Source organism: Exiguobacterium sp. EA-TM-5 (assembly GCF_053878415.1).
The window spans coordinates 1,534,828-1,550,971 of the sequence record NZ_CM132670.1; the positions used below are offsets into that span (position 1 = coordinate 1,534,828).

General features: G+C 45.4%; 15 protein-coding genes. 12 read left to right on the plus strand and 3 right to left on the minus strand.

What is annotated here, in order from left to right; all coding sequences use genetic code 11:
* Positions 1 to 64: 64 nt before the first annotated feature.
* From ACV3PA_RS07855 to ACV3PA_RS07865, 3 genes are all read left to right on the plus strand, one after another.
* Positions 65 to 1,336 (plus strand): FtsW/RodA/SpoVE family cell cycle protein, encoded by a 1,272-nt coding sequence (locus ACV3PA_RS07855; RefSeq protein ID WP_053453870.1) that lies wholly within the window; start codon positions 65 to 67, stop codon positions 1,334 to 1,336.
* Positions 1,329 to 4,763, plus strand: a complete 3,435-nt coding sequence (locus tag ACV3PA_RS07860; protein WP_456125931.1) for a pyruvate carboxylase — start codon at positions 1,329 to 1,331, stop codon at positions 4,761 to 4,763. Before ACV3PA_RS07855 ends, ACV3PA_RS07860 begins: the two co-directional genes overlap by 8 nt.
* Positions 4,764 to 4,838: 75 nt before the next feature.
* Positions 4,839 to 6,194, plus strand: a complete 1,356-nt coding sequence (locus tag ACV3PA_RS07865) for a cryptochrome/photolyase family protein (RefSeq protein ID WP_456125932.1) — start codon at positions 4,839 to 4,841, stop codon at positions 6,192 to 6,194.
* A gap of 44 nt (positions 6,195 to 6,238) precedes the next feature.
* Here ACV3PA_RS07865 and ACV3PA_RS07870 read toward each other — a convergent pair whose 3' ends face one another.
* Positions 6,239 to 7,132: a COX15/CtaA family protein gene (locus ACV3PA_RS07870; protein ID WP_456125933.1), complete on the minus strand. Its 894-nt coding sequence runs from the start codon at positions 7,130 to 7,132 to the stop codon at positions 6,239 to 6,241.
* A gap of 325 nt (positions 7,133 to 7,457) precedes the next feature.
* Between ACV3PA_RS07870 and cyoE the strand changes: the two genes are divergently transcribed.
* The 9 genes from cyoE to ACV3PA_RS07915 all read left to right on the plus strand — a co-directional run bounded on the left by cyoE (position 7,458) and on the right by ACV3PA_RS07915 (position 14,751).
* Entirely contained in the window at positions 7,458 to 8,390 is a 933-nt protein-coding gene (gene cyoE, locus ACV3PA_RS07875) for a heme o synthase (RefSeq protein WP_053453867.1), read from the plus strand.
* Between the two features lie 64 nt (positions 8,391 to 8,454).
* Positions 8,455 to 9,486, plus strand: coding sequence for a cytochrome c oxidase subunit II (coxB, locus tag ACV3PA_RS07880; protein ID WP_081780348.1), 1,032 nt, complete (start codon positions 8,455 to 8,457; stop codon positions 9,484 to 9,486).
* A gap of 35 nt (positions 9,487 to 9,521) precedes the next feature.
* A complete protein-coding gene (gene ctaD, locus ACV3PA_RS07885) occupies positions 9,522 to 11,390 on the plus strand; it encodes a cytochrome c oxidase subunit I (RefSeq protein WP_052018991.1) in 1,869 nt (622 codons plus the stop codon).
* 1 nt (position 11,391) lies between these two features.
* On the plus strand, positions 11,392 to 12,021 hold the full coding sequence (locus ACV3PA_RS07890; RefSeq protein WP_053453866.1) for a cytochrome (ubi)quinol oxidase subunit III: 630 nt from the start codon (positions 11,392 to 11,394) through the stop codon (positions 12,019 to 12,021).
* A gap of 1 nt (position 12,022) precedes the next feature.
* A complete protein-coding gene (locus ACV3PA_RS07895) occupies positions 12,023 to 12,352 on the plus strand; it encodes a cytochrome C oxidase subunit IV family protein (RefSeq protein WP_029342160.1) in 330 nt (109 codons plus the stop codon).
* A 131-nt stretch (positions 12,353 to 12,483) separates the two neighbouring features.
* Positions 12,484 to 13,389 (plus strand): cytochrome c oxidase assembly factor CtaG, encoded by a 906-nt coding sequence (gene ctaG, locus ACV3PA_RS07900; protein ID WP_053453865.1) that lies wholly within the window; start codon positions 12,484 to 12,486, stop codon positions 13,387 to 13,389.
* A gap of 18 nt (positions 13,390 to 13,407) precedes the next feature.
* Positions 13,408 to 13,869 (plus strand): DUF420 domain-containing protein, encoded by a 462-nt coding sequence (locus tag ACV3PA_RS07905; protein ID WP_053453864.1) that lies wholly within the window; start codon positions 13,408 to 13,410, stop codon positions 13,867 to 13,869.
* 12 nt (positions 13,870 to 13,881) lie between these two features.
* The gene (locus tag ACV3PA_RS07910; protein ID WP_053453863.1) at positions 13,882 to 14,487 is read left to right on the plus strand and encodes an SCO family protein; all 606 of its coding nucleotides are present in this window, start codon (positions 13,882 to 13,884) and stop codon (positions 14,485 to 14,487) included.
* A gap of 6 nt (positions 14,488 to 14,493) precedes the next feature.
* Positions 14,494 to 14,751, plus strand: a complete 258-nt coding sequence (locus tag ACV3PA_RS07915; RefSeq protein ID WP_053453862.1) for a hypothetical protein — start codon at positions 14,494 to 14,496, stop codon at positions 14,749 to 14,751.
* Positions 14,752 to 14,896: 145 nt separating this feature from the next.
* Here ACV3PA_RS07915 and ACV3PA_RS07920 read toward each other — a convergent pair whose 3' ends face one another.
* Positions 14,897 to 15,247: a YugN family protein gene (locus ACV3PA_RS07920; protein WP_035406760.1), complete on the minus strand. Its 351-nt coding sequence runs from the start codon at positions 15,245 to 15,247 to the stop codon at positions 14,897 to 14,899.
* A gap of 110 nt (positions 15,248 to 15,357) precedes the next feature.
* Positions 15,358 to 16,125, minus strand: a complete 768-nt coding sequence (locus tag ACV3PA_RS07925; RefSeq protein ID WP_235504896.1) for an ATP-grasp domain-containing protein — start codon at positions 16,123 to 16,125, stop codon at positions 15,358 to 15,360.
* Positions 16,126 to 16,144: the final 19 nt, after the last annotated feature.

Sequence of the window (16,144 nt, forward strand, 5' to 3'; positions counted from 1 at the left end):
ACTCAAACGTGAAATGCGGCGTTTGGGTATTTTTTTTTAGAGAATAAAAAAAGGACGTGTACATATGTTAGCGAAGTTTAAAGAAAAACGAGCATTTTTTGATTATGGTCTATTCTTTACGATGCTCATCCTCATGGCAATCAGTACGGTCATGGTCTATAGTGCGAGCGTGTGGAACGGTGGAGATTATGCGAATACGTCCTTCTTTGAGAAGCAGTTGATGTTTGATGCGATGGCTATCGTGCTGTTCCTTTTCGTTTCGCAAATTAACCATGAGGTGTTCCGTGGACCGGTCATTCGTTTAATCCTTTATTTGATTACATGGTTGATGTTGATGGCAACGTTGTTCTCGGTTCCACTAAACGGCGCCCGCGCGTGGTTGAACTTCGGTATCTTCTTGATTCAACCGATCGAACTCTGTAAATTCGTCCTCGTCGTAGGACTTGCCAGTTATTTTGATCAAAAACATAAAGGAAAAATGGACGGGGTGATTGGAATCGTACATCATTTCATTCATCGTCAAATTAAAGGGACGACTTCAGGACGACGCATTCTACTTAGTTTCTCGGACTGGATTTTGATTCCAATGGTCGTGTTACTGGCACCATATGCGATTATCATTCGTATGCAACCGGATGATGGTGGTTTATTCATACTTTTACTTGTCACGGCGATGATCCTATTCGCTGTTGGGTTACCTAGTGGATACATCGCTCTTTGTGCCATTAGTGTTCCACTCATTTTCATGTATGCTTGGAATAACTTTTCTGATAATCAGATGCAACGGATTCAAGCAAGTTTAAATCCATTTCTCGATGCGGAAGGAAAGGGATATCAGCTTATCAATTCCGTTATATCAATTGCCCACGGGGGGGTATTTGGGGTCGGTCTAGGGAATAGTTTTCAGAAGTACGGTTATTTGCCGGAACCTGAAACCGACTATATTATGTCGATCATCTCAGAGGAGCTTGGATTTGTGGGTGTTCTCGTCGTGCTCGGTCTATTGTTCTACTTGATGATTCAAGGGGCAATCATCGCTAATCGGTGTGTCTCACTTTACTCGAGTATGCTTGCGCTCGGCATCTCAGGTATCATCTTTATTCAGACATGTATCAATATCGCGGCGATGTCTGGTCTCTTTCCGGGAACAGGTGTTACCTTGCCATTCATCAGTTACGGCGGTTCATCGTTACTCGTCATGAGTACGATGCTTGGTGTAATGGCGAACATTTCCATGCAAAACAAATATCGAGTGGCTTATCAGAAAGAAGTGCGGACTGCACGTTCGATGAGTGCCACAAGCTCATTAACTAAAGGGGGAGCATCAGTTGACTAAAATCCAGAAGATTCTCGTAGCAAACCGCGGGGAAATCGCGATTCGCGTTTTCCGTGCAGCGACAGAACTCGGTATTCGTACCGTTGCCATTTATTCGCGAGAGGACATGGGTTCTCTTCATCGCTATAAAGCCGATGAAGCGTACCGGATCGGAGAAGGAAAAAAACCGATCGAAGCTTATCTCGATATTGAAGATATCATTGCAACAGCGAAAAAAGCCGAATGTGATGCGATCCATCCTGGTTATGGATTCCTCTCTGAGAACATTGAGCTGGCAAAACGTTGTCGCGAAGAAGGTATCATCTTCATCGGACCGCAAGAAGACCATCTTTACAAATTCGGGGATAAAGTACGGGCACGGACGACAGCGATTGAAGCGGGTCTTCCTGTCATCCCAGGAACGGATGGTCCAATCTCGTCGATTGACGAAGCCTATGCGTTTGCAGAAAAAGCAGGCTATCCGCTAATGGTCAAAGCATCGCTTGGTGGCGGTGGACGTGGTATGCGTGTCGTCCGGACAGAAGAAGAGCTTCTAGACATGATCGAACGCGCGAAATCAGAAGCTCTGAAAGCATTCGGTTCTGATGAGATTTACGTTGAAAAATTGATTGAACGTCCAAAACATATTGAAGTCCAAATCATCGGAGACGCGCATGGAAATATCATTCACCTGTTTGAACGGGATTGTTCTGTGCAACGTCGTCACCAAAAAGTCGTTGAAGTGGCACCATGTGTGACACTTTCAGATGAAGGTCGACAAAAGATTTGTGACGCAGCCGTCACGTTGATGAAACATGTCGGATACGAAAATGCAGGAACGGTCGAGTTCCTCGTCACGCAAGATGAATCATTCTATTTCATCGAAGTCAACCCACGTGTTCAAGTCGAACATACGATTACAGAGATGATCACGGGCATCGATATCGTTCAGACTCAAATTCGTGTCGCTGAAGGTGAATCGTTACATAGCGACCTCGTTGGTATACCACAACAAGAAGAGATTAAGATGCTTGGTTTTGCGATTCAGAGTCGTATTACATCGGAAGATCCTGAGAACGGCTTCTTACCGGATACAGGGAAGATTAAAGCCTACCGTTCACCGGGTGGTTTTGGAGTACGTCTCGATGGTGGGAATGCCTATGTCGGAGCAGAGATTTCACCGTACTATGATTCGCTTCTCGTTAAAATCTCGACGCATGGTTTAACTTACGATCAAGCCGTCGCGAAGATGCGTCGAAACCTTAGTGAATTCCGCATCCGTGGTATTAAAACGAACATTCCGTTCTTGAGCAACGTCTTGAAGCATCATGCGTTCGTTAGTGGTGATTACAACACGTCGTTCATCGATGATACGCAAGAGTTATTCATCTTCCCAAAACGTCAAGACCGAGGAACGAAGCTCTTGACATACATCGGAGAGGTTTCCGTCAATGGATTCCCGGGAATCGGAAAATTGGACAAACCGCTTGCACGCGATGTCCGAGTTCCAAAGATTCTTCCCGCGGATTACACACCGGGAGCAAAAGCAATTCTTGATGCGGAAGGTCCGGAAGCCGTCGCGAAATGGTTGACAGCACAAGAAAATGTTCTATTGACCGATACGACATTCCGTGATGCTCATCAGTCGCTACTTGCGACACGAATGCGGACGAAGGATCTCGTCGCCATCGCAGAGGCAGAAGCGAAACTGTTACCAGAATTGTTCTCTGTCGAAGCCTGGGGTGGTGCGACGTTCGATGTTGCTTACCGATTCTTATCGGAGGATCCATGGGTTCGCTTGATGAAATTGCGTGAAAAGATGCCGAACGTTTTGATTCAAATGTTGCTTCGTGGTGCGAATGCTGTTGGCTACAAGAACTATCCGGACAACGTCATCCATGCGTTCGTCAAAGAAGCAGCACAAGCTGGAGTCGACGTCTTCCGGATTTTCGATAGCCTGAATAACCCGGAGTCGATTCAACTCGCAATCGATGCAGTCTTGCCAACAGGTAAAATCGCGGAAGCAGCTGTCTGTTATACAGGCGATCTATTCGATGCGAATCGTCCGAAATATCATCTGCCGTATTACGTCAATTTGGCGAAACAACTCGAAGAAAGTGGCGCCCACATCATTGCAATCAAGGATATGGCAGGTCTTCTGAAACCGGAAGCAGCTTATGCGCTCGTGTCAGCACTTAAAGATGCCGTATCGTTACCAATCCATCTTCATACACATGATGCGAGTGGAAACGGTATCTACACGTATGCGCGTGCGATTGATGCCGGTGTTGATGTTGTCGACGTTGCAGCATCAAGTATGTCTGGACTGACGAGTCAACCAGCGGGTGGTAGTTTGATTCATGCCTTAAGTGGTCATCCACGTCAGCCGCTCGTGTCAGCGCAGAAGTTTGAACAGATCTCGGATTATTGGCAAGATGTACGTCATCTCTACCAAGCATTTGAACTCGATATGATTGCACCGAATCCAACGGTCTACGACCACGAGATGCCAGGTGGACAATACTCGAACTTACAGCAACAAGCAAAAGCTGTCGGTCTTGCGGATCGTTGGTCTGAAGTCAAGGAGATGTATGCGCGTGTCAACATGCTGTTTGGCGATATCGTCAAAGTTACACCATCATCGAAAGTCGTCGGAGATATGGCGCTCTTCATGGTCCAACATCATTTGACGGAAGAAGATGTCTTGCATCGAGCAAGCGGACTTGATTTCCCAGATTCAGTCGTCGAACTGATGAAAGGAGAACTTGGAACACCACCGGATGGTTTCCCGCAAGACGTTCAACGGGCAATTCTCAAAGGAGCTGCTCCGCTGACGGAACGTCCTGGTAAGATGATGGAGCCACTCAACTTTGATGCGATCAAACACGAGTTATTTGAAAAACTCGAACGACCGGTTACAGAGTTTGACGCACTCGCTTACGCGCTCTATCCAAAAGTCTTCATGGACTATAGTTCATACGTCGCGCGATATGGTGACATTTCCGTTCTTGATACGAATACATTCTTCCATGGAATGCGTCTAGGTGAAACGATCGAGGTCGAAATCGAACGAGGCAAGACACTTTACCTCAAGTTGATTCAGATTGGTCAGCCAGACGATCATGGCATGCGGACAATCTATTACGAGATGAACGGTGTCCCACGTGAAGTCGAAGTAAAAGACATCAGCATCAAAGAAAGTTCATCGAGTCGCCCGAAAGCGGACCGGAGTAACGCAAAACAAATCGGTGCATCCATGCCGGGTAGCGTTCTGAAGGTACTCGTTGAGACGGGTACACGCGTCCGTAAAGGAGAACAACTTCTCGTTACGGAAGCGATGAAGATGGAAACGACGATCCAAGCACCAGAAGATGGTGAGATTAAAGCAGTCCACGTCAAGGAAGGCGAAGCAATCGCTAGCCAAGACTTGTTGATTGAATTCGTATAAGGTCACAATGAAAAACAGGCGCACGCTCGGCGGGCTGCCTGTTTTTCATTCAATATGTAGTAGGAGAGGATACGATTGAACATTATTTGTTGGGTTCGAAGTGATTTTCGATTACAGGATAACCACATGTTGGCACGTGCCATTGAATTACTAGAAGAAAATCCGAAGGCGACTGTAGAATTCGTCTTTTGGCTCAATCCAGATTACATCGGGGAATATGAAGCACGCCAACAATATTTCTTTCAAGCGCTCGAAGTTTTTTCGAATGCTTGTAAAGAAAAAGAGCTACCGATTCGCTTTATCGAAGGCGATGAACAGGCTTTCTTAGATGCGACCGATGACGCAGATATTCTCTTGTTTAATGCTGAATACGTAGAACCGTTCAAGACTCGAGATGAAGGCATCATCAAGAAGCGAGGAAATCGTCAAACAGAGCGTTTACTAGATCGTCATCTGCTTCACCCACATGACATTAAAAAGCAGGATGGAACGTTTTATAAAGTCTTCACACCGTATAAGAATGCGTTCGTAAAAAAAGACGTTCCTGCGGCATACGAAGTCAAATGGCAAAAATTACGAGATCATTATCAAAAACGTCAGCACGATAATAGCTTCATCGAAGGCTATTTCAAGAAGGCACAGTCAGACGCAGTCTTTCATCCGGGCGAAAAACAGGCGCAACAACGTTTGAAAACGTTCGTCGAACAATCACTTGAAGCGTATGACGAGAATCGTGATCTTCCGGCTGTTGACGGCACGAGTTTGCTTTCTCGTTATTTACGAACTGGAGAAATCGGTATTCGAACCGTCTATGCAACTGTTCAAGATGCGAAGGAATCAAAAGGAAAGCAGACATTCATCACCGAACTCATTTGGCGAGAATTCTACTACATGATTTTGATGCACTTCCCAGAATCAAAACGACAAGCCATTAACACACAATACCGGGAAATCGAGTGGGAGAAGGATGAAGAGGGCTTCAAAGCGTGGTGTGAAGGCAAGACGGGTTATCCAATCGTCGACGCAGCGATGCGACAACTGAATCAAACAGGCTGGATGCATAATCGTCTCCGAATGATTGTTGCTTCTTTCCTAACGAAGGATTTATTGATTGACTGGCAGAAGGGTGAACAGTACTTCCAACAAAAACTCGTCGATTATGAAGCGGCATCGAATATCGGAGGATGGCAATGGGCAGCATCTGTCGGAACGGATGCCGTCCCGTACTTCCGTGTCTTCAATCCAACGACACAATCAAAGAAATTTGATAAAGACGGAGAATTCATTCGAAAGTACGTCACGGAGATCAAGGATTTATCAAAGAAGTATATTCATGAACCTACGCAACAACAACGAGAAGACTATAGATACCCAGAACCGGTCGTTGCGCACGATGAAGCACGAAAGCGTGCGATTGCTCGGTTTAAATAAAGAAAGGATGTTCCTCGGCGGAGGAACATCCTTTCTTTATGATCTTATTGAAGACGACTATGTGCCTTACGCGTTCGGAATGCATGATACGTCAGGTAAGATAAGATACCGAAGTAACATGTAATCAAGAAAGCATGGAGTAACGGGACATACGTCGCGTGTCCACCAAGGACGATCCAAGCGCCTGTAGCAACTTGGCATGTGATGAAGAATGTCGCGAACGCCATTCCAATCGTTGTCGTCCGGTGTTTTAAACGAATCGCGACGACATGGACAAATAAAGTGAATAGGAACAATAATCCTGCCATGATCCGGTGAATCATCTGTACCCACGCCTCAAACGTCATGGACGGTTGAGAACAGACCGGCCAACCAACGCAAGCATATGTAGCGCCGACGTGACGTACGTAAGCACCGGTATAAACGACGATTAGCGTGTAGATGAGTAGACCGTATAAAAGCTTCCGCAAGAATGCTGGGACCGATTCCCTGAATTCCTGACCAGGACGCTCCATGATCAACAACGTCAAAATCAACAGCGAAGCAAAAGAAATCAAGGAGATACCGAAATGTAACGCCATGACGAGGTCCGATTGTTGCCAAACGACAGCACCAGCTCCGACGATCGATTGAATCAACATGAAGATGAAGGCGAGAAACGCGAAGATCTTCGTATCGAGCCGATCCTTGAAAGCAACGAGCGTCCAGAGACATAAGGCGATGATTAAGAGTCCAACGACTCCAGTTACAGCACGGTGACTATATTCAATCATCGTTTCAACACTTGGGTTCGTCGGAATGAGTTCCCCATGACAGAGTGGCCAATCCGTTCCGCAACCATCGCCTGAATCCGTTTTTGTGACTGTCCCACCCATCAGCAAGACGATCATCATGGTAAACGTGACGAAGGCTGAAAACATCGAAAGTTTTCGATTCAAGATTTGGACACCACCTTTCTAAAAAAATACGAAATACATGGATTTCCATAGGACTAGTATCGCATAAAAAGCCCTGAAAGGGTTGCAATCTTTTAGAACAACGCTATTCTAGTATTAGGTAAATATGGTGAACTGTGATGAAAATCACATAGATTTCACATTTTGTTCATTATGTCGAAAGTATTTTCATACGTCACGGTCCTGATTATGTGGTATCTTTTATAGAGAAAAGGGCGTTTCGTGGCATGTCTGTGTTATTTCTGTGAAGAAATTACGTGAAGCCTAGGTGCTAAACAGAAGCAGACGGTGAAAAGGAGGGAACAGCATGGCGAAAGTTACTGGAGAGGCACTGGATATGGCAATCGAGCAAACAGATCAGCCAACATTCAAGGACTATATTACCCTAGCAAAAATGGGGATTGTCCGTGCCAATCTAATTACGGTCTTCGCAGGGTATGTCGTAGCGGCATCGTACATAACGGATGATGTCCTGTTGTATTTATGGCAAACCAAGTGGATGTTACTGTGGACGCTTCTCGGGAGTGGATTGGTCATTGCCGGAAGTTGCTACCTCAATAACTACATTGACCGGGACATCGATTACAAGATGGAGCGGACGATGGGAAGACCAAGCGTTACTGGGAAGATGGATGGACAACGGATACTCGCACTAGGACTCGGTATTCTTGCGACCGGTACGGTATTGTTGTTGATCGTCAACCATGTGGCGGCAGTGTTCGGATTGATTGGATCATTCGTTTACGTCGTGATTTATACGATGTGGTTAAAACGGACACATACGATCAATACAGTCGTAGGTGGTATTTCAGGAGCTGTGCCACCAATCATTGGATTTGCGGCAGTCACTCCGACGCTTCACATTGATGCGTGGATTTTATTCCTCATCATGTTCGTGTGGCAACCACCACATTTCCTTGCACTCGCGATGCGACGGACAGAGGAGTATCGGGCAGCAGGTATCCCGATGTTACCTGTCGTAAACGGATTCGCGATCACGAAACGACAAATTGTATGGTGGATTGCAGTACTCATTCCATCATCACTCCTCTTAGCACACTATGGCATCATTTACATGATCGTTATGGCACTGCTCGGTGGATATTGGCTCTATATGGGACTGAAAGGTCTGAAGATCCAAGATGAACAAGCCGAAATCAAATGGGCGTCGAAGATGTTCTTCTTCTCACTCTTTTATTTCACGGCTTGGATCGTGACGGTCGTACTCGTTTCTCTCTAAAACGATTTGACATAATTCACGTACACCATTACGAAAGACAAAATTGGGGACAAAGAAAGTGGGGATGGTTGTGAAAAAATCAGTAAAAATGCTCTTCCGGCTTCTTCCAATCGGCTTGATGGCACTTATGTTATCAGGTTGTGGAATTCCGGAATTGTCTGCGCTACAGCCTCGCGGAGAAGGCGCTGAAATGCAACTTGAAATCATCAAGCTTAGCTTGTGGGTCATGTTGTTCGTCCTTGCGATCGTAGCCGTCATTTATATTTACGTACTTATGAAATTCCGTCGTAAATCAGGTGATAACACGGTTCCAAAGCAAGTCGAAGGGAACCATACGCTTGAAATCATCTGGACAGTCATTCCGATCCTTCTCTTGATCGTTCTTGCAATTCCGACGATCAAAACAACGGTTGAACTTGCAGATGCAAAAGAAGCAAAGAAAAACGAACAAATCAACGTTACAGCAAACCTTTACTGGTGGGAATTCGAATATCCAGACAAGGGTGTTTCGACAGGACAAGAACTTGTCATCCCAGTCGGTAAACGTGTTGCGGTTAACTTGACGTCTAAAGACGTCATCCACTCATTCTGGGTACCAGCTCTTTCTGGTAAGACAGATACAAACCCAGGTCTTGACAACGAAATGTGGTTACAAGCAAAAGAAGCAGGCACGTACTACGGTAAATGTGCCGAGTTGTGTGGTCCTTCTCACGCATTGATGGACTTTAAAGTCGTTGCGATGGAGCAGGATGACTACGACAAGTGGTTGAAAGACATGAAATCTGCAAAAGAAGCAGAAACAAAACAGCTCGATAAAAAGAATGAAAAGAACTGGACGACTGGTGAGCAAGTCTACGCCCAGAACTGTCTCAGCTGTCATGGCGGCGGGAAAGTCGCACCTAGCTTGACGAACTTCGGTGATCGTCAGCGTATTGCGGGTTACCTCAAGCATGATAAAGAAAACCTCGAAAAATGGATTCGCGATCCTCAAAAAGAGAAACAAGGTACAAAAATGCCTGGATTCTCTGAAGATAAGATTAGCGATGAAGAATTGAGCGAATTGGCAGATTATCTATTGGACAAAAAGCTCCAATAATTTTTTAAGGGGGAATCATAGTGGGGACACATACTATGGGTATGCCGCAGAAGAAAAGCGGCATCATGGACTGGCTAACGACAGTCGACCATAAGAAAATCGGGATTCTCTACATCATCTCTGGATTGTTCTTCCTTCTAGTTGGTGGCGTAGAAGCCCTAATGATTCGTTTTCAATTGATTAAACCGATGAACGATTTCGTCAGCGGTGAACTCTTTAACCAATTGATTACGATGCACGGTACGACAATGATCTTCTTGGCAGCGATGCCAATGTTGATTGGGTATATGAACGCCGCAGTACCACTTCAAATCGGAGCACGCGACGTTGCGTTCCCGTTCTTGAATGCACTCGGTTTCTGGTTGTTCTTCTTCGGTGGAGTCTTACTGAACCTTTCTTGGTTCTTTGGCGCTGCACCAAACGCTGGATGGACAGCATACGCGCCACTCTCGACAGTACCAGAGTCACTCGGTGTTGACTTCTACTCACTCGGGTTACAGATTTCTGGTTTTGGTACACTTATGGGGGGGATTAACTTCCTCGTTACGATTTTGAACATGCGTGCACCAGGTATGAAACTAATGCGGATGCCACTCTTCACATGGACAGCATTCGTTGCTTCTGCCTTGATCGTTTTCGCATTCCCACCACTTACGGTTGGATTATTCCTCTTGACGTTCGAGCGACTCTTCGGTGCTCACTTCTTTGACCCGGCAGCGGGCGGGAACATCGTCATTTGGGAACATCTCTTCTGGATCTTTGGTCACCCGGAAGTTTATATCTTGATCTTGCCAGCATTCGGTATTTTCTCTGAAATCATTCCTACGTTTGCTCGTAAACGTCTTTTCGGTTACACGACGATGGTCTTTGCGACAATGTTGATTGGTTTCCTCGGATTCATGGTTTGGGTCCACCACATGTTCACAGTTGGACTTGGTCCAGTTGCAAACGCAATCTTCGCAGTAGCGACGATGGCAATCGCTGTACCGACAGGGGTCAAAATCTTCAACTGGCTCTTTACACTATGGGGCGGTAAGTTGACGTTCCCAGTTGCAATGCTTTACTCGGTCGCATTCATTCCATCATTCCTTGTTGGTGGTATGACAGGGGTCATGCTTTCAGTAGCACCTGCCGATTATCAGTACCATGACAGTTACTTCGTAGTAGCTCACTTCCACTACGTTATCGTTGGTGGGGTTGTCTTCGGTCTCTTCGCAGGTCTGTACTACTGGTTCCCACTCATGTTTGGGAAACAGCTTAACGAGTTCTGGGGTAAAATTCAATTCTGGTTGTTCTTCATTGGCTTCCATTTGACGTTCTTCCCACAACACATTCTCGGTCTTACAGGTATGCCACGTCGTGTCTTCACGTACTTGCCAAACCAAGGTTGGGAAACAATGAACTTACTTTCTTCTATCGGTGCAGCCTTCATGGGTGTATCGACGATCATTCTCGTCATCTCGATCGTTGCTGCATTGATGTCAAAAGAATATGTAAAACGCGACGTTTGGGGTGATGGACGTACGCTTGAGTGGACACTTCCGGTTCCAACTCCTGAGTACAACTTCGCACAAATTCCACTCGTCAAAGGTTTAGATACGTATTGGCTCGAAAAAATGGCGGGGAACAAAACAGTTTCTGTTTCTGAAGAAGTCGGCGATATCCATATGCCGAACAACTCGATCTTGCCATTCGTCATGTCAGTCGGTCTGTTCCTTGCAGGTCTTGGATTCATTCTTCGCCTAGATTACGGAACTGTCGGTCTTGTCATTGCCTTGATCGGTCTTGCGATGACATTCATCGCGATGTTCTTCCGTTCTTGGATCGACGATGAAGGATATTACATCCCGAAATCAGTCGTCGAAGAAGATCTACGCCTTGAAGCAGAAAAGGAGGCGAAGTAAGATGGGTCATCATTCATTACCGAACAACCCGATCACGGGTATTCCGGATCATGTTGAAAAAGCAACACTTGAGGGTAAGAATAAATATGTAGCCTTCTGGTTCTTCCTTGGAGGAGAGACGACATTGTTCGCCTCTCTCTTCGGGACATACATCGGACTTCATAACTCTGGTGCAAAAGAAGGATTACGCAGTTATGACATCTTTGAGATGGGTCTCGTCTTCATCATGACGATGCTTCTTCTTACAAGTTCACTCACAAGTGTTCTTGCGATGATGGCAATGAAACGTAATGATGTTAAGAAAATGAAAATGTGGTTGATCATCACGCTCGTTCTTGGATTAGCATTCTTGGCGGGTGAGATTTACGAGTTCAATCACTACTACCACATCGGTCACACATTCACTTCGAGTGCTTTTGGTTCTGCCTTCTATACACTCGTTGGATTCCACGGTGGACACGTCTTGTTCGGTCTTCTCTGGATTTCGACATTGCTCATCCGGAACTGGAACCGTGGCATTACAGTCGTGAATGCGCCGAAGTACTATGTTTCAAGTCTTTACTGGCACTTCATTGACGTCGTCTGGGTCTTTATCTTCTCAGTCGTCTACCTCATGGGGATGGTGAAATAAGATGGAAAAACACGAACCGCAACTTACGCGCAATCAAATCGAGCTTGAGATGAAAGCAGAGCGTGGTCGTGAGACACAACTGCAACTCATCAGTTTCGCACTCATGATTTTCTTGACACTCATCGCCTTTGGTGCTGTTATGGCTGATCTCATGCCACACTGGGCAGCTGGTGGGTTCTTGATCATCATGGCAATCGTTCAAGTTTATCTTCAGCTTTACATGTTCATGCATATGAACAACAAAGGCAACACATGGATCAAAGTCATGATGGGTCTTGGCATCTTCGTCGCTTTGACGATCGTTGCAACACTTCGTCTTTTGATCTGGTAAGAATTGTGACCATTCTGCTAACGTTTAGCAGGATGGTCTTTTATTTTGGAATCGTTTTATGAGAAACCTTTACAATGAAATAGGGGAACGGTAATCTTAGTTTGTAAGAGAAAGGAACGGGGTGAAGAAATATGTTAGGCAATTTAAGGGGAGCACTTTCGCAATTCGAATGGACTGTCTTATGGAGTCCGTATTATGCGTTGATACTCGTTGGATTGTATGTCCTATATGCTGTCGTGACAGAAAAGTTGCGTCGTCCGGATGAGCCGGAAACAACGCTTGGGCAAAAGTTTTCGATGCTCGCGGCATTGATCGTTTTTTACATCGGTTTTGGAAGTCCGTTAGACCTGCTAGCGCATATCACCTTCTCTGCACATATGTTGCAGATGGTATTCGTCTATATGGTCGCACCGCCGCTCTTGTTGATTGCGATACCAGAGTGGCTTTATAAGCGCTTGTTCGATACACCGTACCTTGGGAAGATCCTAAAATTCTTCATCAAGCCGTTGATTGCACTTGTCGTCTTTAATGCCTTATTTACGTTCTATCACATGCCATTTATTTTTGACTATGTCTTGACGAACTATACCGTTCACCGTCTGTTCCACGGAACACTGATTTTCTTGAGCATGACGATGTGGTATCCAATCATTGCACCTGTCAATGAGGCGGATAGCCTTTCTGATTTGAAGAAGATGGTATATATCGTTGCGAACGGTGTCCTGCTGACACCTGCCTGTGCTTTTATGATCTTCAGTCAAAGTTTCCAGTATCAAGCTTATCAAGATCCGGCAACATTTGCGAAAGTACTCGCTTACTGTATGCCAAACAATGATTTAAGTGGCTTGAATCTGGAACGACTGCTTGGAACGACTGATGATTTACTAGAGGATCAACGTTTCGGTGGTGTCCTCATGAAGCTCGGTCAAGAACTCGTATACGGTCTATTCTTCGGATTGACCTTCTTTACATGGGTACGTCGTTCGAAAAGTACTGCCGTGGATGAAGGCATGTCCTTCACGCCAAAAGCGGATTAAATTGGAGGAAGTTGGAACATGAGTTATTTGCCGTTGATTTGTGTATCGCTGATTGTCATCAGCGCGATTTTCGTAGCGATTGGCTGGTTCTTGATTGCCCAGACGCGTCGTAACATGAAAGCTCACCAAACCGTGATGACGATTGCTGCTGCACTTGCCTTATTGTTTTTCATCATGTATGCCTTGCGGACGATTTTGCTTGGTAATACAGCCTTTGGTGGTCCTGAATCCGTCAAGCCTTACTATACAGGATTCTTGATCTTCCACATCCTACTTGCGACGTCAGGTGGGGTGCTCGGACTGATGGCACTTTATCACGCGTATAAGAAGAACTTTGCGCGTCACCGCAAAATCGGACCAGTTGCCTCGATCATTTGGTTTTTGACAGCCATCACTGGGGTCATCGTGTACTGCTTATTATATGTCGTCTACGATCCGGGTGAGACGACGAACGTATTCCGGGCGATCTGGAGTCATTAAGGGGGAGCCAACTTGAAAAAGAATAGTTACTTGACGGTCGCTGCCGTCGTCCTTGTCTTAGTTGCGGCAGCCGGGGGGTATTATTATTTCTTCATGAAAGAAAAGTTACCTGTCATTGCTGAACCTACACAATTTGAATTAACGAATGCCGTAGACGGAAAATCATTCAATTCGGAAGATGGAAAGGTCAAAGTATTGACGTTCTTCTACTCGAACTGTCCTGATATTTGTCCGTTGACGCTAAATGATTACCGAAAGCTTGAGAAAAAGCTACGGAGTGAAGAGTTATACGGAAGCGACGTAGAACTTGTGGCTGTGACGGTTGACCCAAAAGTCGACACACCAAAAGTCTTGAAATCGTATGCTTCGAACTTTGAAGCAGATGCTAAAGGGTGGAAGGTATTGACGGGAGACCCGGTCGTCATCGACCGGTTGACACGTCAGTTGAACTTCTATTATTCGAAGGCGGAGAGTGGCTTAGTTACTCACGGAACACAAATGTTCATTTTAGACCGTGAGAATAAAGTACGGGCGATCTCTTCAATGGCGAAGACGCCAGATGAACCGGTCGACTTAGAAGAGGTCATGTCTTCGGTCACACAATTAGCGAAGGAGTGAAGGAAGATGACTTATGAAGAGTACTTGCAAGGAGATATTACCGTCTCTGTTCAAGCCATCGAGGAATTACTTGCTTGTGCGATCGAAGATTATGGCGTAAACCATTCCCGAATCAAGCGGATGGACCGAGAAGAGATTGCTTTCAGTGTAAAGGTAGATGCACCGGCAACGTCACTTCACGCACTCTATCTTCATGTGCGCGAGCAGCTTGGGATTCAGCTCGGAGACGATGTCGTATCCTATGTACAATTCGTTGCGCGTTAAGATGTAAAGAACTACGTTACGTGACAACAATCCGATAGATGAATCAGCCAATGACTTCGCAAGTGATCCGAGTTCATTGGCTTTTTTGTACAAAATGAAGAATAAAAAAATAGAGGTTCCTAATTGGAACCTCTACGTGTAGAACTTATTTTTCGAGTGTTTCGAGCAATGCTGCTAAACGACGTTCGCAATCCTTGACGATTTCCGGAGGGAACGTCTCATCATACTCGACACCGTGCGGATAGTAGTGTTTACCGAGAAGTGGTGTCATCATTCGAACGACAGCGTGACGATCTTCAATCTCACCTTGAATCGCATAGACTGGAACACGCAGGTAGAATACTTCACCCGTTGATTGTTTTTCGTACTTCATGTCATACATCGCACGTTCGTAATCCCATTGTCCTTCACGAACGAAACGGTGATGATCCATGATTGTTTCGAGAAGACCGAACTTCAGTTCCTTGCCTTCGATACCATATTGTTCAAACTTCATGTTTGAATCCCCCTATACCCCAGTTTGCTAGTAGATACTAGTCTTTCCAAACTATCATACCATAATGAATGAAATGGTGACGCAAAAGATGTGAAGTCATTTTGAAGAATTCATGAACTTCCATATTTTCGTTCGATATATTCAAGAATCGTATCTGGTGCATGGATGCCAAGATGATTGAGTCCTTCACCACCGAAGAAGACGTTGAACTCAAGAACGTACCAGTGTCCGTCACGAATGATGAGATCGAAACCAGCATGATCGATATCGAGCCGTTTCGCCAGCTCGAGCACGAAATCAATCGCATCTTGTGGCACATCATCAAAGTCAAGGACGCCACCTTGAGCGACGTTATTCAAGAACTGAGCACCACCGACGCGCCAGTACGCAGCGAGAACTTGATCGCCAACGACGACGATACGCAAATCTTTCTCATTCGGGATATACTCCTGAATATAAAATGTCTCATGCGTATCCGTGTATTTTTTCCAGTCCGCTTCATTTTTGATGAGGTGAACACCTTGTCCCATTGAACTACGAACCGTCTTAGCGACGAACGGAAAAGAAAATTCACGTAAGACACGATCGACGGTGAATTCATTTTTTCCGTAGATGCCTGTTCGCGGGATGTGATCTGGAATGACGGTTTGAAAAATCCGTGTCATTTCAATTTTATCATGTCCTAAATGGAATGTAGCAGCCGATGGAAAAATCGGCTTTTTCATGCCATAGATGATCGAGTGGATTTGCCAATATTCCGGGAACAAGACAACATCCGCTTGTTCGATTTTTTTTAAGGAATCAAAGTGATAATCTGATTTGGCATGTTCCGTCTTGATTCCAATCGTCCGGAACATATTAAAAGAGAGCAGTTGCATAGAGTTCATTCCTTCCTTC